Origin of the sequence: Frondihabitans sp. PAMC 28766, from assembly GCF_001577365.1 — a bacterium.
Lineage (GTDB): Bacteria > Actinomycetota > Actinomycetes > Actinomycetales > Microbacteriaceae > Frondihabitans.
The window spans coordinates 38,587-57,703 of sequence record NZ_CP014516.1 but is presented as its reverse complement, the minus strand read 5'-3'; the positions used below and the strand labels follow the sequence as shown (position 1 = coordinate 57,703).

Below are 19,117 nucleotides of genomic sequence, written 5' to 3'. Positions count from 1 at the left end.
CATTCATGTCTACGGCAACGAACACACCCCTGGCCTCGCCCCCAAAGAGTAAGGCCACCAAGGCCGCATCGATCAGCATTTTCGGGCTCGCGATGCTGAACATCGTCGCCGTCGTCAGCTTGCGCGGTCTCCCCTCAATCGCCGAGTACGGCCTCGCTTCGATCTTCTACTACGTCCTTGCCGCGATCCTGTTTCTTGTGCCGACCGCCCTGGTCGCCGCGGAACTCGCCACCGGGTGGCCCGAAAAAGGTGGCGTCTTCCGGTGGGTCGGTGAAGCGTTCGGGCGACGCCTAGCGATTGTGGCAATGTTCATGCTGGTCCTCGAAGTCACCATCTGGTTCCCGACCGCCCTAACCTTCGGCGCCGTCGCCCTCGCATACATCGGACCCGACCACACCGCCGATGCCTCCCTTGCCAGCAATAGCATCTTCATCCTTGCCATCGTCCTCGCTGTCTACTGGCTGGCAACGTTCATCGCCTTGAAAGGAGCGAAAGCGTTCGCGCGGGTGGCGAAATGGGGTGGGATGATCGGCACCATCGTCCCCGTCGGCATCCTCATCGTCCTTGGTTTCGCTTACGTCATCACCGGGAACCGGTCGCAAGTCACCTTCTCAGCCTCCGCGCTCGTACCGAATTTCACCAACTTCGGCAACGTTGTCCTCGCCGCCAGCATTTTCCTCTTCTACGCCGGCATGGAAATGAACGCCATCCACGTCAAAGAGGTCAAGAACCCGACCAAGAACTACCCCATCGCGCTGTTCATCGCCGCCCTGAGCACCGTCGTGATCTTCGTCCTCGGAACCCTTGCGGTGGCATTCATCGTGCCCAAAAAAAGCATCAACCTCACCCAGAGCCTCCTGACCGCCTACAACGACCTCTTCACCTGGGCACACATCCCCTGGGCCGGGTCCATCATCGCCGTCGCCCTGGCGATCGGCGTCTTCGCCGGAATCGTCACCTGGATCAGCGGACCCTCCTCCGGCCTCCTCGTCGTCGCCAAAGCAGGCAACCTTCCCCCCTTCTTCCAGAAGACGAACAAAAACGGGATGGGCACCAACATTATGATCAGCCAAGCGATCATCGTCACCGTCCTCGCCACCTTGTTCGTGGTCCTACCATCCGTCCAATCCGTGTATCAGATCCTCAGCCAACTGACGGTGATCTTGTACCTGGTGATGTACCTGCTGATGTTCGCCGCAGCCATCCGGCTCCGCTCCAGGCAACCCAACAGGCCCCGCCCCTACCGCGTCCCGGGCGGAAAAGTCGGCATGTGGGTTGTGGCCGGCGTCGGCTTCGTCGGGTCACTCACCGCCATGTTCTTCAGCTTCATCCCCCCGAACCAGATCGACGTCGGCAGCCCGGTCTTCTATGTCGGGCTGCTCGCCGTTCTCACAGTGGTGTTCGTCGCTGTCCCGTTCGTCGTCTACCAGGTGCGCCGCCCCAGCTGGCGCGACCCCGAAAGCGACTTCGCTCCGTTTACCTGGGAAATGGAAAACCACGCACCGGGAACCGTGGCCACGTCGGCAAAAGCACCCCATGAGTTAGCTGGCACCGCGAAAAAGGGCACCACCCATGCTGGCCTCTGACGCCATCGCCACAGCCGTCGCCAACGCCTGGATCCAGGCCAAGGACACCAGCGGTGGAGCGAACGCGAACTACATTCCTGCCCTGGCCACTGTGGATCCGACCCTGTTCGGCATCAGTGTTGTCACGACTGGTGGCGACACCTTCACCGCCGGAGACGCAACCGTCGAATTCGCCATCGAATCGATCTCCAAAGTGGTCAGCATGGCGTTGGCCATGGACGCCATCGGTGCGGAGGAGTTCCACGGCAAAGTTGGTACCGATCCGACCGGATTACCATTCAACTCAGTGATGGCTCTCGCCCTCCACGGTAATAAACCCATGTCCGCATTGGTGAACGCGGGCGCGATGTCCGCGACCAGCCTGATCCCCGCCGAGAGCGCCGAACACCGCTGGGTGACAATCCTCGAGGGTCAGAGCACGTTCGCCGGTCGACAACTCACCCTCAGCGACATGATCAACGACTCCGAGCAGGCGACCAACGCCCACAACAAAGGCATCGCCTGGCTGCTTCAAGCTGCGGGATACCTGCACGCGGACCCGATGGGGGTCTGTGACGTGTACACCCGCCAATGCTCCACCCTGATCACCACCACCGACCTCGCAGTCATCGGCGCCACCCTCGCCAACGGTGGCATCAACCCCACCACCCAGCACCAGGCAGTGACAGCGGACAACGTTCCGCATATCCTCGCCGAGATGACGATGGAAGGACTCTACGAATCCTCCGGCGATTGGGCATACAGTGTCGGCCTCCCCGGCAAAAGCGGTGTCGGCGGCGGCCTTGTCGCCGTTGTTCCCGGAGTCCTCGCCATCGCCGCGTACTCACCTCCCTTGGACGAGCGAGGCAACAGTGTCCGCGCACAGCAGGCGATCACCCAGATCACGCGCACCCTCAACCTCAGCCTTTACCGGAACGGTCCCCGAACGGTGATCCCGGAACCCGCCAGTGTCCTGACCACAATCGGGGACTGAACAATGCGTCTTTCCTCCGCCGTTATGTTCGTCACCGAACTTGAGCGCTCACGCGGATTCTATGAAGAGCTGCTCGGGGTCAAACCCTCCCTACTCTCCTCGAGCGCGGCGCTCTTTCGGACTCCCGACCACGATCAGCTGTACCTTCGGGCGCTCGGTGATCGGGCCCCGCACCCCGTCGGCGGCGTCGGAATCCAGTATCTGATCTGGACGGCAACCGATCCCGACGACCTCATGCGGTGTGAAAATGTCCTCCGCACCCAATCGGCGCATGCGACTCGGACAACGGTCGATGCCTTCACCCTGGTTGAAGGGGTCGGCCCCGACCAGGTTCCGATCCTCGTTTCCTTCCCCGGGCCCGATGAGACCACCCGGACCGAGATCATCGCCCGAATCTATGACTGGTAACCATCCCCGAGTAGCCGTGACGGAGGCCTGTCATGTTCATCGCGTCTGAGATCGGTGACGCCTTGGCCGCCTCCGGATCAATGGCCTGGCAGATTCTGTGGCCCTTGATCCTCGGTTTCGCCTTGTCCGGAGTCATCCAAGCGGTCGTCCGCAAGGAGCGGATCACGAAGCTCATGGACGACGACTCCCCCCGGGCCATCGCCGTCGCCACAGGGCTTGGGGCGATGTCCTCCTCCTGTTCCTACGCCGCGACCGCTCTCGCGCGTGCCCTGTTCCGCAAGGGAGCGAGCCTGTCAGCGGCGATGGCGTTCGAGGTCGCCTCCACGAATCTCGTCGTAGAACTCGGCCTGATCTTGGCGTTCGTGATGGGGTGGCAGTTCACGGTCGCCGAATTTGTCGGCGGCCCGATCATGATCGTCCTGATCGCGCTCGGCTTTCGACTATGGATGCGCGGGAAAATTCAAGACGCCGCCCGGAACCATGCCAACGAGGGACTGCCCGGATCAATGGAGGGGCACGCAGCCATGGACATGTCCATCGGCGGAGATAACGAATTTTGGAAGCGGCTCTTCTCCCGGCCAGGAATGACGTCCGTGTCCCGCTATTTCATCATGGACTGGGCCTCGGTCCTCAGGGACATCGTCATCGGCGTCGGCATCGCTGGCGCTTTCGAGGCATGGGTGCCGAAGGCCTCGCTTCGAGCCCTCTTCGTCCAAGGGAACCCAGCTCTGGCGTTCCTCGTCGACCCTCTCATCGGACCGCTCCTGGCGATGGTGAGCTTTGTGTGCTCCGTGGGGAACATTCCCCTCGCCGCCGTACTCTGGAACGGTGGAATCAGTTTCGGAGGAGTAGTCAGCTTCATCTTCGCCGATCTGATCATCATCCCGATCCTTCTGATCTACAAGAAGTACTACGGTGCCAAAGCTGCCATCCGCATCACTGCCATCTTCTATAGCGCCATGGTCGCGGCCGGCTACCTTGTCGAGCTGATCTTCACCCCGCTCGGCCTCGTGCCCACCAACCGGCACCTCAGCATCGTCACCTCGTCGATCACCTGGAACTACACCAGTTGGCTCAATATCGGGTTCCTCGCCCTCGCCGCCCTGCTACTCGCTGTGTTCATCCGGAGCGGCTCCTGGCCCATGCTCCGAAAAATGGGCGGGCCCGCTGAGCAGCACCAGGACGAGCGCGTTCACGACGCGGAGTGACGTGCGAGGCTTACGTGAGGTGTTTGGTTCGACGAGACGACGACGCCCACTCTTGGGTCCTCTAGGGGAAATCCGTTGTCACGAATGAGTCCCTCCTCGACGCGGCGTCGGTAACGTCGCCATCCAGGTCAAACGAGTTCCTGACGGCTTTCCCTGCTCGAGCAGCAGCGACCCGCGCCAATGATTCGCACGCTCTTTGAGACTCTCGAGCAGTGGGGAGTTCGTCGCCGTATCTTCCCTGGAATCGTCTTCCGCGATCTCGACGATGGCCTGGTCAACAGTGACGGACACCCCGATGGACACCTTCGTGGCCTGTCCCTCTTGGCTGAGGTTCCCGAGGTGTTCGCGAACGACGGCGACGACATCGTTTCCCAGGACAGGGTCGATCGTCAGATCGAGAGGACCAGCGAGGGTCAGACGGGGAGTCTCTGGAAAGAGACCACCGAGCTCGGTGACAAGGTTGACCAGTTTTCGCCGCAAGGAGAAATTCCCGCCAGGTTGTTCAGGCCTGAGGGCGAAGACAGCAGTTCGGATTTCTGAGATCACCGTGTCGAGCATGTCAATGGGGCGATCGAGCCGTTTGTTCAACTCAACATCGGACGATTTCCGGAGGATCGCCTGAAGGTCAAGGCCAGCGGCGAAGATGCTCTGGATGACGTGGTCGTGGAGTTCTCGCGCAATGCGCGTACGGTCCTGCAGAGTCTCGATGCGTCGGCGCTCGGCTCGAAACCGGGCGCCGTCGATCGCCAGCGAGGCATGCCGAGCGAACATGGCGATCGTCTCGAGCTCAGACTCCGAGAAAGGTGCACCGCCCGGCGCCCGAGCAACAACGAGGACCCCGATCGATTGTCCTTGCCTAAAAAGAGGCAGCAGCATGATCGGCCCCGTCGTCCGCGCGTGGGGAGTGCCGACGAGTATGTCCAAGGCGGCGCTCACAAAGGGAACTTGGGCATGCAGAACGGCGGCGATCTGAGTGCCGTCCGCTGGGATGTGGAGGCCTTCGAGGCCTTCGGCGAGGGGGCCTCGGGCCGGGTCGATGATCAGGGTACCTTCAGTTGTTTCGGCCACGACGCAGACAAGGTCGACTCGCGTGAGACTGGCGACGCTGTCGGCCACGAGCCGAAGCGAGACCTCCGGTTCGTTCGAAACCAGCGACATTGCGATCTCGGCCGACATATCGGCGCGGCGTTCCCGCTGGCGGGTCGCCAGCAACTGGCGGGCATTGTGGATGGCGATCCCAGCAGTAAAAGCGAGCCCGGTGAGAAGTTCTTCGTCGTCAAGGGTGAATTCGCCGGAGAGTTTCTCGCCGCAATAAACCTGAATCCACCGATGGACGTTGAGTTGAGAGCGGCGCGTTAAACGGAGAATGCCTTTCTGATCAGGGAAAATAGAGCTTGTTCAGAGTCCTATTCGCCCGATAAGAGAGGCATCTCGTAGGTGCAAGTTTCTCACGCCGCCAGGGCTGCTGCTGCGTCATTTGATGACCCGAATCTCGTGTCGGCCGCCGGGCTGCTCCCGGTGATGCGGCTGGCCGAGACCGCCGGTCTTCGCAGCCTGGCCGATCAGTGGTTGACGGTTCCGTCGGACAAGGGTGCCAACGCTGGGTTGAAAGTCTCCTCCCTGGTGGCGGGGATGGTTGCCGGTGCAGACTCGATCGATGACATGGCGCTGCTGCGTCACGGCGGCACGGGCAAGCTCTTCACCGCCTGTTATGCGCCGTCGACGTTGGGGTCGTTCCTGCGGGAGTTCACGTTCGGGCATGTCCGCCAACTCGACGCCGTCGCCTCCCGGCTCCTCGTGGGCCTCGCCCGGGAAACACCCCTTGTCCCGAAACCCTCCGGCGCAGGCATGGTCTTCGTGGATGTGGACGACACGATCATCGAGGTGCACGGGCATCAGAAGCAGGGCGCCGGGTTCGGATACTCCGGGGTCCGCGGCCTCAACGCACTCCTGGCGACCGTGTCCACCGACACCAGCGCCCCGGTGATCATCGGCCAACGGTTGCGGAAGGGGGCGTCCGGGTCACCACGCGGTGCTGCCCGGATCGTCGCCGACGCGCTGAAGACCGTCACCCGCCTCCCCGGGGCCTCGTCGGCCCCGGTGTTGTTGCGGGCGGACTCCGCCTATTACGGGTTCGCGACCATCAACGCGGCCCGGAAAGCGGGAGCGGCGGTGTCGGTCACGGCCCGGCAAGATCCGGCCGTGAAACGTGCGATCGCCACCATCCCGGAGAACGCGTGGACCCCGATCGAATACCCCAACGCGATCATCGATGAGGACACCGGCGCGTTGATCTCCCACGCCGAGGTCGCCGAGGTCCCCTTCACCGCATTCACCTCCCGGACGAAGAAAGACCACACCCCAGGTCGGCTCGTGGTGCGGCGCATCCCGGAGCTGAACAAGAAAGATCTCGAGCATCCGACGCTCTTTGACACGCACCGGTTCCACGCGTTCTTCACCACCAGCACGTTGGACACGGTGACCGCGGACCAGGTGCACCGTCGGCACGCGATCATCGAGCAGGTCAACGCGGATTTGAAGCATTCCGCGCTGGCGCACCTGCCGTCGGGGATCTTCACCGCGAACGCCGCCTGGCTGGTCCTCGCCGTCATCGCTTTCAACCTCACCAGAGCCGCCGCAACCATTGCTGGTGCTGCTCTGGCGAAAGCGACCACCGCGACGATCCGCCGGAAACTGATCACCGTCCCGGGCAGGGTCGCGTCCTCCGGACGCCGCATCCGCCTGCACCTGCCCCACGCCTGGCCCTGGGAGGCCGCCTGGACCGCGCTGTTCGCTCACACGACAGGGCCACCCCGACGCTGATCAACCCGTCCGACCAGCCATCACGGCGCGACTAGGAACCAGCAGTGGAACGATCAGGGCAGCAAGGCCCCAGGCTTCACCGCACCCACCCGCACCCCGACGCTCACCCACCCCGCGACCCCACCCACCCCAGAAACATCGGTGGATTCAGGATAAAGAGTACCGAAATGGTGCCCCCCGACGAGTGATGGGAACCCCGAGGAACGAATGGAACCGGGGATGCCCGTCGGGGAAGCCCATAAAACGCAGATCCTTCTCGATATCGGCGATACGAACCGGTCTTCCCTCATCGTGAATAGCGCTCAAGACCCCTAAACCCTGAGGTTGACGGCCGATCCTGGACGGTGCATCGGGGGCCGCTCCGACATGGACGAACTCGTCCAGGCCGCCCTCGTCGGAAGTGACACGAAGACCGCCATATCGGGCGCCGACGAGTTCAAGAGCCGACTCAACGATGGTGCGAAGGACCACTGGCAACTCGAGCTGCTCAATGACCGCACGATTAGCGCGGAGAAGACTGCGCAAACGCTTTTCCGTATCCAACAAACCCTCGGACGAGCTTTCAGGGACCTGATCAAGGCCCGAAGTCGGGCCGTCTGGTGAGGCCACACCATTCGGCGCATTCATGACATCATCCTTCCGGCAACAACGCCTGCAAAGCTATGCAAGCGAAGCCGTTTCAGTACTTCTGGAGCACCGGGCTGACAGGCGCAGGGGCCTCCGAGGCGGCGGCGTTGAATTTTTCGGCTGTTTTGGTCTCCTTGGCAAGGAACGACGCCTACTCGCTGATCGTGCTCATGAGCGGCGCTGGGAACACCACCGTGGTGTTCTTGTCGACCCCCGACTCGACCAGGGTCTGCCGGTTCCGCAACTGCAACGCCAACGGATGCGCCATCATCGTGTCCGACGCCTCAGCCAGAGCCGCAGCAGCAAGAACTCACCCTCCGCGGCGGTGGTCCTCACGGCAGGACCAGGTGTGTGTTGATGTCACCAGGCTGAGGGGGTAGCGGTCGCGACCGGTTCGGGGAGGTCGTCGAGTTGGGACAGGTCAAGGCCCTCGGCGGCTTCGGCGTCGGTGACGCGGAGGCCGACGAGATGGTCGGTGACCCAGAGGATCAGCATCGTCATGGCGAACGGATACACCAGGGCTGTGAAGGCGAGAACACCTTGTTTGCCGAGTTGCTCCCACCCGCCTGCAGCACCGGCGGCGTTGATTGCAAGACTGGCGAATATCCCGGTCAGGAGCACCCCGACGAAGCCGCCGACCATGTGCACACCCACGACGTCGAGGACGTCGTCGTAGTGGAGACGCTTTTTCAGTCGCACGGCCAGGTGGCAGAGCAGGCCGGCGGTGGCGCCGATGACCAGGGCCGCCCACGGGGCGACATATCCCGACGCGGGGGTGATGGCCGCAAGTCCCGCGATGGCGCCGGTAGCAATCCCGATACCGGATGGTTTCCGGTGCCTGATCCAGTCGATGATCATCCACACGATGAGGCCCGCGGAGGCACCCAACTGGGTGTTCACGACAGCGGTGACGGCCACGTGTCCGGCCGTGAGGGCACTCCCACCGTTGAAGCCGAACCACCCGAACCATAAAATTCCGGCGCCGAAGAGGACCATGGGGGTGTTGTAGGGGCGTGTGACGGGTTTCGTACGACGGCCGAAGTAGATGGCCGCGGCCAGCGCTGCCGCGCCGGCGGATTCGTGGATAACTGCGCCACCGGCGAAATCCAGTGCGCCGAGACCTTTCGCACCCAGGAACCCGCCGCCCCATTCCCAGTGTGCGAGGGGCACGTAGACGGCAATGGACCAGAGGCCGGTGAAGAGAACGTAGCCGCGGAATGTCATCTTCTCAGCGAACGCGCCCGCGATGAGCGCGGGGGTGATGACGGCGAACATCATCTGGAATGCGAAGAACGCCAACGCGGGAATCATCGGTGCTAGCGCGGTGGGGGTCGCCCCGACATCCGCGAGCATCGTGTGGGAAAGATTTCCGAGCAGGCCTCCGTCATCGGCTCCGAAAACGAGGGTGAACCCGACGGCCATCCACACGACTCCGACGACGGCGACACCGACGAAGCATTGCACCATCGTGGTGATGACATTCTTCGAGCGGACAAGACCGCCGTAAAACAGTGCCAGCCCGGGGATCATCACGAACACGAGGGCGGAACAGAGCAGCACCCAGGCCGTGTCGCCGGTATCGGCGTGCATCAGGCGTGCTGGAGGGCGTCCAGGCGGGTGAAGATGTCGAGCCCGTCCGTGACCTTCGGATCGGTGACCGCACCGTACAGTTCAGGGCGGCGGTCGCCAAAGGAGTCGCAGAGCGGAGTCACGGTCTTGTCCCGGGCACGGGTCAGGTCAAGGTCCGCGGTGGTGAGGCCGTCCTTATCTGCGGATGCGACGACCCACCCCATTTCATCGACGATGGTTCCCATTTCGTTCCACTCTTGGCCCCGCTCCAGCCCGGCACGGTCACAGCACGCAATGGCGACATGGTTGGTATTCGCGGCAGCCATCGCCTTCGTGATCTCCTCCACCCGCTCACCTTCGGGGACCACCTCTCGCGGCCAGTTCGTGGGAACGACGATCAGTTCAGCTCCCCGAAGGGCGAGGCTTCGGGTCATTTCGGGGAATTCGAGGTCGTAGCAGATCAGGATCCCGAGGCGCCCGACGGGGGTGTCGACCACCGGTGCGGTGGATGCGCCGGGGGTGAAGATCAGTTTCTCTTTGTCCCAAAGGTGCGTTTTCCGGTACACGGCGAGGACCCCGGTGGAATCGACAACAGCGGCACTGTTGTAGACGTGCCCGTCCTCGCCTGCCTCGGCGAACCCGCAGATGACGACAGCATCGATCGGGGCCAGCAGCCGGCTCCACACCGCGAAGATAGCGTGTTCGCGTGTGATTGCGACCCCCCGGGCTTCCTCGGTTGAGGTCAGCATGTATCCCGAGAGAGTGAGCTCAGGCATCACAATCACCCGGTGACCGGCCGCGACGGACTCACGCACGGTCGTTGTTGCAAGTGTCAGGTTCGCGGGTAGGTCGGCGATGGTGGGGGCGAGCTGGTGGCAGGCGATGACGGTCATGAGTGGTCTCCTCCGGAGGTGGTACTGCTAGCGGTGTGTGAGGTAGGCGATTTGGGGTCGGTCGGGGTGGCGTCGGGGTCGTCCTCGGTGGCGAGAGACGTTCGCACGCGAGCGCGGGCGCCGGGCACGAACTGGACGATCACGAAGCCGATGATCAGCCATCCCAGGATGATCCAGGGGAACCAGGCGTACACCCCGGTGACTCCGACGACGTTGGTGTAGATCGTGTAGAGCACAACAAGAAGTCCGAGGATCGGGACGACGACCTGCCATCGGGGCGCTTTGCGTGCCCCGGTGAAGAACAGGAACTTCAAAGCGCCGGCGGTCGCGAGCGCGTATGCGACCAGCAACGCGATCGTTCCGACGGTCAGCCAATAGAACGTGGCATCCTTCTCATCGACACCCGTCAAGCGTTGACCGACCATGGCGATAAGGATAAATGCGGCAATGACACCCAGAGCCACCATTGGGGAGCCGAACTTGTTCACCTTAATCAGAGGACTCTTCGGGCTCGCATCACGGGCAAGCGCCATAGCCACCCGGGCCGCGCCAGCCAAGGTACCAACGGTGATCGCCAGCAGGCTGATGCTCGCTAAAAGGTTCAACAGGGCCGCATACGCGGTGCCAATATACGCGGTGCCGAGATCGCCATAAGGGGTCGAGGTGCTCTGGAACGCTTTCACCCCGGACGCAGAGACACCGAAGCCAAGGGACTGGGTCGCGACAACCAGCATGTAAAACACTCCGACGAGGGCGACGGCGATGATGATAGCCCGCGGGATGTCCTTCTTGGGATGCAAAGACTCGCCGCCGAGGGCCGCGGCGCCCTCGAATCCGGCGAAGGCGAGGAACCCAAAAACGGCGGCCCCCGCGATTCCCGCGATTCCCGTACCGGCGGGGAGGGTGAAGATCTGGAAACTGAGGGTCTGCCCTGCGGGCGCCGCCCCGATAGCAAGGCGAACGATGATGACGACGCTGAGCCCCGCCACGAGTGCCACTCCCGCGATCTCAATCCACAGCAGGATGCGGGTGATCAGCTTGATCTCGCGGATCGACATCACCCCGATGACGGCCAAAGCAATGATGGCCTCCCACAACCATTCATGGACCGTCGCGATGTGCAGCAGGGAGAGGAATGAATTGAAGAACAGGCCGATCTCGATCGTGGATCCAATAGCGATCCCCACATACGCCGCAACCAGCGCCCAACCCGCGACGAAACCCGTGCGCGGGCCGATGGTTTTCCCGACGAGGGCGTACACCGAACCGGTGTTCGAGATGTGGCTAGAGAGTTTCACGAACCCGTAGGCCACGAACGCCACCCCGACGATGGCGAACACGAACGCCATGACGGCGCCCTTCCCGAGAAGGGCTGCGGCCCCCGTCCCGAGCAACGCCATGGCACCCACCGGACCGATCAGGCCGATAGAGAAAGCGGCCGCATCGGTTGTTTTCAGATCTCGGCGAAGCGCCGGCTTGGGACTGCCCGGTGTGGGTGTCGTGGTGGACGGGGGAGCTGAGGTGGCAGGTGCAGTCTTGCCGGTCGCCGACGTGGTCATGGCCCAAGCATCCATCGGCAACACCGGCTGCTGTAGTGCCAAAAGTCCCAAAGCGACATGGAAAGAGCTCAACCGGCGAATTCGTCTGAGAATTTGGAGCTCAGAGCACATTGGGCTCATTTCGGCGCGAAACGGCGGTAGTTTCGGGTCGATCTCCGCGGCGTCAACGTGGTTCGAGCCCGGCCTGGTCACCGTCGCGTTCTTGAAACCGACCAGTTCCAAGAGGGGCAACCCGCCTTCCCACGCATCCTCGGAATCATGCGGATGCGGGTCTCTCAGAACGGGTTCTGGCTGGACGATTCTCCGTCACGGCGGCGCAACCGGAATTCGAGAGTCCCAGCCTCGCCGCGCTGAACGTACTCGGAGCCCCAAATTCTCTTGGGGCCACTACCTGGCGTTCTCCTCTGGCTGGTTCACGACGATGGAAGCAATTGGGGCGACGTTCTCGGCACCGCCGGGACGGGACGCAGCAAGCGACGGGGTCGTCTGGGGGTTCGCTGGAGCGGCCGCGGCCGCGACACGCTCCTTGAGGTCCTGAAGGAGGGCCAGGGTGTCCCTCGCGTCGACCCGGTGATGATCGAAATCATCCAGGGCGCGCATCATCTCGATCCTGAAGTGTGCGCTGTGAAGAAAAGACAGCGCGGCTGACGTGTCCAGCCAGTTGCCCGATATCGAGCCGTAAACGGATGATCGCCGCACCATTCGGGTCACACACCATGGTCAGATTTCCCATCCGGGTTCCGCACCGGTCCCGACGCCCGCACCGACACTGGGTGTGGGTGCGGGGTGTCGAAGTGCGTGGTGTCGGAGTGCTGGAAGACGCGCACACCGTGTCGAGACAACTCCCGGAGAACAAGCACCACGACTATGGGGGTGGCGATGCACCACGCCACAGCGTTGATCCCTACCGCTATCTGACCGCCCAGGGCAGGGGCCACCCCGGGCGTCGACACCATAATGACGGCGGCGAGCAGCACCACCCACGCCAGATAGCGCCCCCGCACGATCCCCCGCCGTGCTGAGATCGGCGGTACGGATTCGGTTTCTGCTGATCGGGGCGATCGTTGGTGACGCCGAATCCGGTATGAGGCCTCTACAGGCAGAAACAGTGCGCGGCTCATCTGACGCCCACAGAACGCGGCGCCACCGTCACGAGCTGGGTGGATGCAAGGCGGTCACCGGCAACGACCGCCCTCCCCGTTCGGGAGGGCACACCGACGGCTGCGACCTGGTCAAAGGCACGCTTCCCTCCCACCAGCAGGGGCACCATGAATCCTTTGACGCCGTCTTCCCATCCTCCCGCCGATCCCGCCGGTGCTTCCAGTTCCTGCACGGGTTGGGGTGTGAAGAAGTCGGCATAGGAAAACGGCCGCACCCCCACGGGTGGCGCATTTGTGACGCGCTCCCGGAACACCCATCGCCGCCCGCGCAACCGTTGGTTCCGGTACGGGCGAACACCGGGCTCGCTGAGGTAGAGGCTCACCATGACCCACCAGCTGTACCCGGCACGGCCGCGGAAATCTTCAAAACGTGTTCGAGGGGTTGCGTCACACGGTGTCCTTTCGCTCAGATGCAGAAACTGCTGATCTAGCGACCTAGGACCGGGGCAACCACGAAAAACGCTACACCCAGGACCCTCCACTACCTAACGTGTCAGGGAGCGTGCACCGTTACTTCGTGGGGCTGCTCAGCGGAATGTCAAGGGTTCCATCGGTGACCCCGGCGGCGACGAGGGACAGTTTCGTTTGCGTGGTCCGGGCGTGGTGGCGGATGAGCCGGTACGCGGTGTCCATGTCGAGGTTGTGGGTGTGGGCAACGACCCCCTTGGCCTGCTCGATCAGGACACGGCTTTCCAGGGCGCGTTGCAGTTGTGCTTGCGCGAGCGCGGAATCATGGATGGTCCGCTCCTGGAGGATGCTGATCGTGGCCACATCCGCCAGAGCCTGCGCGGCTAAAGCATCGATACCGTTCAGGGGCCCTTCGGTGTTCCGGAACAAGTTCAACGACCCTATCGTCAAGTCCCGCAGCCGCATCGGGATCGCGTGCACGGACACGAACCCGGAATCCGCGGAGTCCTCAGCGAACAGCGGCCACCGGTCCTTGATCTCTGCCACATTCTCCACCGACACCACCTGCCCCGTCGTGACCGCTTCCACGCAGGGGCCCTGGCCGGCACGTAACTGCATGAGACCAATGAACTTGCTCTGCTCACTCGTGGACACGATCACCTCCAAACTCCGGTCATCCGGGCCGAGGAGGATCCCGGACGCGGCCGCATCAAACAGGGAGGTGGTCTGGTCGACCAACGTTTGGAGAAGATCGATGATGTCGTACCCCCCGACCAACGAGTCCGCCAAAGTCACGAACGTGTGAAGGAGTTGCGCCTCGCGAGTATCAGTCATGGTGTCCTTCATCGGTGTGACGTTCATACGGTGGGTGTGTCGGTGAAATCAAGGTGCCGGTTGAGGACGTCGGTGGCCACATCCAAGACGCTCCGCCCGGTCGCGTAGGCGTGCCCACGCAAAACCAGGTGCGCATCCGCCGCGCTCACCCGCAACTGCGCGATGAGCATCCCAGTCGCTTGATGCTCCTCCCGACGCGAAAACACACCCTGAACCTCACCTTCCTCGGCCACCGTGTCAGCTGTCAACAACGCCCACCCCAGAACCTTCCGGGCCAGGATCGCCGCCAACAAGCCCGCATCCCGCACCTGCGTCTCAGAAAGCGGGCCGGGCGTGTCCGAATACAAATCCACCGCCCCCACCGGGATCGTTCCCACGATCATCGGAAACGCGAACACGGCACCGAAACCGGCACCTCTCATCTCCTGCAACGCCAACGGCCACCCCCCATTCGACGTGGACCCAAGATCCGCCTCCAGAACAGGACGCCGAGTCGACAAGGCCTGCCAACAGGGGCCCTCCCCCAAATCGATCTGGATCTCATCCAACCGCGCCGCACGCTCATCACTGGCCGACAACGTCTCCGACCCCAACGGATCCCCCAACGTCGACACCACCGCCCCCGTCACCCCCACCACCACCACGAACGGGGACGACAAATCATCACCACGCCCCCGCGCGGCAGACAACGCGGACGCCGCCGCCGCGAACACAACCCCATCACCCATCACACACCACAGCATCCAGAAGCCGTGCAGTCGCAGAGTTCATACGGTCTCCAACCAGAAGCGTTCCCGAAAACATTCAGCCACGGAGCGCAAGGTCTGGGTGCCAGCCGCACCCCACCCTAACGCGGCGGCAACACGCCAGAAGGTCCGACCGGGGTGGTGGGCCTGAGCACGTCAAGCCATCACGCTCAGCACCAGAGCTTCCTGTGGGCCAAGAGGCGCCTGCGGTCGGGTGGTCCCGCACGACCGTCGGGCCCTGAGTCCCGCGACGCCGGTGAACGAGAAAATAGGTCGACAGAGGAGAGAGCCTCGATCGAGGCTCTCCACACGCACCGGCATCGTCGGTGTCGGCCCGGACAGGGTCCAGGCAAGGTCGACGCTGACCTCGTTGTTGCTGGTGGTAACCCCGATACGATTCACCCGCGAGGCCAGCGACCTTTGGTGTCCAGCGGATGCTTGTTTTCGGGGACGGATCCCCACCCACACGATCACTTTTCCTGCGCCTCACCCGAACACGGGCGAAGGCGCAGAGGACGGCGAGGGCACTCTGATCCGGACAGTGAAAGCCTTCCTGACGCTCTTCCAGATCTTCTTCATCCGGCCGTTGAACCAGTCGTCGTCGTCCTTGTGATTCTTGATCTCCAGATACGCCAAGCAGACGCCGAAGATGACACTGACGACAGCCAAAGGCTGCCCGAGGAAGAAACCGATGATGCCCTGGAGAAGGAATCCGACGTTGACCGTCCAACTGAGGATCCTCCGTTGAGTCATCAGCAGGTAGCGCTGACGGGATCCCCGCACGGCCTGCCGCACCCTCATATTGATGACCGTCTCGAAGACGATGACGGCGAGCAAAAGCATCGAGAACACTGAACTGACTGATTCCATCCTGTTCCCCTTTTTCCCGTAAGCCGGTAAGTGCAAAGAGCGGTTGAACCGATTGCGATTCTAGAATGTGAACTGGATTCGGTGAGCGAGGATCGGGTCGACGGATGTCAGCACCGCTCGCGGCACTCAAAGAAAGACGTCCACGACAGTTGCGACTCACACGACCACCTAAACGACATTTGCTCGACGGAGCCAGAGGCTTTGGTCCCACCCCGTCCTCGTGCACATTGGGCCAGGCACGGTGAACGGCGGACGGAGGTACTTCACGAACGCCGTCGGAGGCGACTGCTTACCAGGCAACCTCAGAGCGTCGTGGGGTGTAAGTGGCGACGAGGGTGCGGCGGGCGGCGGACGGCGACAGGCTGGGGTCGAACCGGACGGCTTCACGAGCCTCGAAGAAGACGCCCGTCGGCGTCAGGACGGCGACAACACTCGCCGCAGGAACACCATCCCAAACGTCGCGACCGTTTTTTGAGACCGCGAGGAACACGTCCGGGACGATGTCTTCCAAGACCCGGATCATCCTCGTCGTAATCGGATCGTCGGTGCGGAGAAGAGACACGGCGACGAAGTTGTGGGCGACGAGAGCGGCCGCGATGTGCCGGGCAACAAACACTGTCCCGCATTCCGGTTCCGCGATGAAGGCCAGCGCAGGCACTCCCGGGCGTCGCCCGGCAGGTCGGGCCAGGAGGAGCGAAGCGAAAGTGTCGTCGGAGTCCGTGACGTAATCATGAAACGCCGCCGCGATCTCCACCCCGGTAGCGGACTGGTCCGTGGTCGCAAACTGTGACGCGATGTACTTCATCCGATTCCGGGCGCTCGTCCGATCGGCTTCGGTCCGGGCGTCACGATCGGTCGGGACATTTCGAACCGGGACCGGGTGGGCGAATGTGGTGTTGGTGAGTGGAGCGAACATTGTGTGCTCTCTTCCAAAGCTCGGGCCTGCCGTCACGGCGTACGGAACGCACGGTCAACGGGTCGGTATCGATGCGGCGGCCGGTGTCGCCGCCGCTCGGGGTTGTCGGAAACCACCGGGTCAACACGAACGTGACGACAACGGGCGGTGAGGGCGGGCGTGGGCGGCGAGTTCCAGATTTCGCCTAAGTTGCCGACCAGCAGTTTTCCTGGCTACGAGGCGGCACCAAACCGCCAACGAAGAAACGTGATGGTAATGCGCGAGCGAACCCTCCGCACAGAGTCAGACGGAACACACGCACTGATCTGGCGACCTAGGACTGGGGCGACCGTTCCCGACGCTACACCGATCCCGGCCCCCGTTCTAGGGCAATCCGGACTCCAACGCCCAGATGGGCGACGAGCGTGTATTTGACCCGGAACCCTTTCTCGGCCGCCGCGGTGCCGAAGCCGATGAGCAGATGCAACTTGCCGGTGCCGGAATCACCGATGAGGCACAGTAGCTGGCCGCGCCGGACCCAGTCGCCGGTGGCGAGGGTGTTGATGGTCGCGAGGTTGATGTTCGTGTTCGCGTCAAATTCGCAGTGCCCGAGCCACTTATCCCGGGGAACCCGGCCGCACTTACGCGGCGGACGGAGCACCGACGGTCGCGGTCGTCGCACTCGGCCAACAACAGCTCGGCCAAGAACCCCCTAATAGCTGGGCTGCTCTTAGTTTGCCGCGGTCGTGACCTTATCGACGACTATTCGGATCGTCGGGAGTGGGTCTGATATGAGGACCTCAACTGATGGATGGCCAGAGTTCTTCTTGTGCTTTCTGGGCGAGGCCGCGGAGAAGCTGGGCGTCTTCGTCGGTGAAGGTTCGGGGGCAGGAGTCCATGACACAGAGGGCCCCGATTCGTTGCCCGTCGGGCGACTCGATGGGGTAGCCGGCGTAGAAGCGGACACCGGGGTCCCCTGTGACGAGGCTGTAGTGGGAGTATCGGGGGTCGGTGAGGGCGTCTTCGACGACGAACTGTCGGTCTCGGCGGATGGTGACATCACAGAACTCTGAACCGTCCCGGTTTTCATGCCGCCGTTATGTTGGCGGCTTCGTCGGCTGACGGGCCGGTTTTACCAGCGTAATAGTTGGCCTCGAATTCATCGGGCGGAACGTCGCCGAGGAACGAGTGCAGGCGGTCGTTGTTGTACCAGGAGACCCAGTCGAAGGTGACTTCTTCGACGTCCGCGAGGCCCTTAAGGGCGCCCGTCCGGAACGGTGAGCCGTTGCGGATCGCTTCGTTTTTGAACAGCCCCATGACGGGGCGGTTTCTAGCGGTCGTTGCGAATGAGGTGTGTTCGTTTCGTGTGTCCTAAGCGTCGCATGGCCTGGTGTGGGGTGAGGTCTCCGAGGACCTTCCGCGGCCTGTCGTTCAGTTCCTGGGCGACACTGTCGAGGTGCTCCTGGGACCATTGACTGAGATCGGTTCCTTTCGGAAAATATTGCCGGAGGAGCCCGTTGAGGTTCTCGTTGGAGCCGCGTTGCCAGGGCGAGTGCGCGTCCGCGAAGTAAATCTTGATCCCGGTAGCTTCCTCGATCCGGGGGTGGTGGAACAGTTCATTGCCCTGATCCCACGTCAGCGTGCGTCTCAGGCTTGCAGGCAAGTGTCGGAACGCACTGATCAGAGCATCCCCGACGGTCTGGGCGGAATGGTCATCCCCCACACGGACAAGTTTTGTCACGCGGGTGCGCCGGTCAATGAGCGTAATGATCGAGGATCGTTGCCACGCACCGATGATGAGGTCACCCTCCCAGCTACCGGCGTACCGGCGGGACTCAACATGCGCGGGCCGGTCGTGGATCGACTTCATCGTCGTGGATTGTTTCAGGGACCCCGTCCTCGAGCGTCCCCGGCCGTGCTGGTGCCGATACACACGTGCGGTCCGCAGATTCGCGGGGTTTGCCGGGACGATCAGGCTTCGATAGATGCCGTCGTAAATTGTCTCGTGGCAGACATGCCAGCCCGGCCGGCGAGGATACCGGCGCTTGAGCCAACGACTGATCTGCTCCGGCGACCACCGCTTCTGCAGCTTCTGAGCGATCACCTCCCGAAGTTTGAGATCAGCCTCAAATAGTCGGCGGCGGGGTCGGCGGCGTCGCTGGTGCGCCTGGTTGTGGGCGAACCACGGCTGGTAGCGGCCGTTCTCTTTCCGGTTCCTCGAGATCTCCCGATACACGCTCTGGAAGCTCTTGCCGATCCGTGCCGCGATGCCTTTCACCGCTTCACCAGCAGCAAGCCCCTCAGCAATCTCAATCCGGTCGTCCTGGCTGAAGTATCGAGGATTGACGGGGGCAATTTCGTGGACGTGCACGCTGCCAGCGTCGATGAACCACAACGACCCGCAACTGAGCGACACACCCACCTCCGTCGACGCGGCATAGCCGGACAGGCCTTGCCTGATCAGCTCGAAGTACCGCCGCTTCACGGCGAGACTGGCACGGTTCGCTCCACCACGGGGCATGTGAATCTCCTTCTCGAAGATTCGCAACGACCGGTAG

At 62.9% G+C, this 19,117-nt stretch carries 18 protein-coding genes and 2 pseudogenes; 5 read left to right on the top strand and 15 right to left on the bottom strand.

Annotation, left to right across the window (positions count from 1 at the left end):
• Window positions 1-5: 5 nt before the first annotated feature.
• From gadC to AX769_RS22655, 4 genes are read left to right on the top strand one after another with little or no spacing between them, the layout of a single operon-like run.
• Window positions 6-1,586 carry a putative glutamine/gamma-aminobutyrate antiporter GadC gene (gadC, locus tag AX769_RS22670; protein ID WP_082764214.1) on the top strand — a complete coding sequence of 527 codons (1,581 nt, stop codon included), beginning with the start codon at window positions 6-8 and terminating at the stop codon, window positions 1,584-1,586.
• Entirely contained in the window at window positions 1,573-2,559 is a 987-nt protein-coding gene (gene glsA / locus AX769_RS22665; RefSeq protein ID WP_066284741.1) for a glutaminase A, read from the top strand. The genes gadC and glsA overlap by 14 nt, the downstream gene beginning before the upstream one ends.
• Window positions 2,560-2,583: 24 nt before the next feature.
• The gene (locus tag AX769_RS22660) at window positions 2,584-2,967 is read left to right on the top strand and encodes a VOC family protein (protein ID WP_239452112.1); all 384 of its coding nucleotides are present in this window, start codon (window positions 2,584-2,586) and stop codon (window positions 2,965-2,967) included.
• 32 nt (window positions 2,968-2,999) lie between these two features.
• Entirely contained in the window at window positions 3,000-4,175 is a 1,176-nt protein-coding gene (locus AX769_RS22655; protein ID WP_066284738.1) for a permease, read from the top strand.
• Between the two features lie 78 nt (window positions 4,176-4,253).
• Here the strand turns inward: AX769_RS22655 and AX769_RS22650 are convergent, their stop codons facing one another.
• Complete coding sequence (locus AX769_RS22650; protein ID WP_239452117.1) at window positions 4,254-5,333, bottom strand: GAF domain-containing sensor histidine kinase; 1,080 nt, start codon at window positions 5,331-5,333, stop codon at window positions 4,254-4,256.
• A gap of 279 nt (window positions 5,334-5,612) precedes the next feature.
• Between AX769_RS22650 and AX769_RS22645 the strand changes: the two genes are divergently transcribed.
• The gene (locus AX769_RS22645) at window positions 5,613-6,998 is read left to right on the top strand and encodes an IS1380 family transposase (RefSeq protein ID WP_082764213.1); all 1,386 of its coding nucleotides are present in this window, start codon (window positions 5,613-5,615) and stop codon (window positions 6,996-6,998) included.
• A 147-nt stretch (window positions 6,999-7,145) separates the two neighbouring features.
• Here the strand turns inward: AX769_RS22645 and AX769_RS23485 are convergent, their stop codons facing one another.
• The 14 genes and pseudogenes from AX769_RS23485 to AX769_RS22575 all read right to left on the bottom strand — a co-directional run bounded on the left by AX769_RS23485 (window position 7,146) and on the right by AX769_RS22575 (window position 19,080).
• Window positions 7,146-7,625: a GAF domain-containing protein gene (locus tag AX769_RS23485; RefSeq protein ID WP_082764212.1), complete on the bottom strand. Its 480-nt coding sequence runs from the start codon at window positions 7,623-7,625 to the stop codon at window positions 7,146-7,148.
• Window positions 7,626-7,677: 52 nt separating this feature from the next.
• Window positions 7,678-7,932 (bottom strand): annotated as a pseudogene (locus AX769_RS26190) (slipin family protein); the annotation flags it as partial.
• Window positions 7,933-7,985: 53 nt separating this feature from the next.
• Window positions 7,986-9,215, bottom strand: a complete 1,230-nt coding sequence (locus AX769_RS22635; protein WP_066284732.1) for an ammonium transporter — start codon at window positions 9,213-9,215, stop codon at window positions 7,986-7,988.
• Window positions 9,215-10,087: a nitrilase-related carbon-nitrogen hydrolase gene (locus AX769_RS22630; protein ID WP_066284731.1), complete on the bottom strand. Its 873-nt coding sequence runs from the start codon at window positions 10,085-10,087 to the stop codon at window positions 9,215-9,217. The genes AX769_RS22635 and AX769_RS22630 overlap by 1 nt, the downstream gene beginning before the upstream one ends.
• On the bottom strand, window positions 10,084-11,868 hold the full coding sequence (locus AX769_RS22625; protein ID WP_157887923.1) for an APC family permease: 1,785 nt from the start codon (window positions 11,866-11,868) through the stop codon (window positions 10,084-10,086). The genes AX769_RS22630 and AX769_RS22625 overlap by 4 nt, the downstream gene beginning before the upstream one ends.
• Window positions 11,869-12,033: 165 nt before the next feature.
• Window positions 12,034-12,357 (bottom strand): hypothetical protein, encoded by a 324-nt coding sequence (locus tag AX769_RS22620; RefSeq protein ID WP_157887922.1) that lies wholly within the window; start codon window positions 12,355-12,357, stop codon window positions 12,034-12,036.
• Window positions 12,358-13,316: 959 nt separating this feature from the next.
• Entirely contained in the window at window positions 13,317-14,075 is a 759-nt protein-coding gene (locus tag AX769_RS22610) for a GAF and ANTAR domain-containing protein (RefSeq protein ID WP_369824125.1), read from the bottom strand.
• On the bottom strand, window positions 14,072-14,776 hold the full coding sequence (locus tag AX769_RS22605; protein ID WP_157887928.1) for a GAF and ANTAR domain-containing protein: 705 nt from the start codon (window positions 14,774-14,776) through the stop codon (window positions 14,072-14,074). Before AX769_RS22605 ends, AX769_RS22610 begins: the two co-directional genes overlap by 4 nt.
• A gap of 504 nt (window positions 14,777-15,280) precedes the next feature.
• Entirely contained in the window at window positions 15,281-15,664 is a 384-nt protein-coding gene (locus AX769_RS22600; protein ID WP_157887921.1) for a hypothetical protein, read from the bottom strand.
• 289 nt (window positions 15,665-15,953) lie between these two features.
• Window positions 15,954-16,469 carry a hypothetical protein gene (locus AX769_RS22595; protein WP_066284725.1) on the bottom strand — a complete coding sequence of 172 codons (516 nt, stop codon included), beginning with the start codon at window positions 16,467-16,469 and terminating at the stop codon, window positions 15,954-15,956.
• Between the two features lie 499 nt (window positions 16,470-16,968).
• Window positions 16,969-17,352 (bottom strand): annotated as a pseudogene (locus AX769_RS22590) (ATP-binding protein); the annotation flags it as partial.
• A gap of 7 nt (window positions 17,353-17,359) precedes the next feature.
• A complete protein-coding gene (locus tag AX769_RS23475) occupies window positions 17,360-17,611 on the bottom strand; it encodes a GAF domain-containing protein (RefSeq protein WP_082764209.1) in 252 nt (83 codons plus the stop codon).
• Between the two features lie 34 nt (window positions 17,612-17,645).
• Window positions 17,646-17,876 carry an integrase core domain-containing protein gene (locus tag AX769_RS22580; RefSeq protein WP_066284721.1) on the bottom strand — a complete coding sequence of 77 codons (231 nt, stop codon included), beginning with the start codon at window positions 17,874-17,876 and terminating at the stop codon, window positions 17,646-17,648.
• Between the two features lie 13 nt (window positions 17,877-17,889).
• The gene (locus AX769_RS22575; protein WP_066284720.1) at window positions 17,890-19,080 is read right to left on the bottom strand and encodes an IS30 family transposase; all 1,191 of its coding nucleotides are present in this window, start codon (window positions 19,078-19,080) and stop codon (window positions 17,890-17,892) included.
• Window positions 19,081-19,117 lie beyond the last annotated feature (37 nt).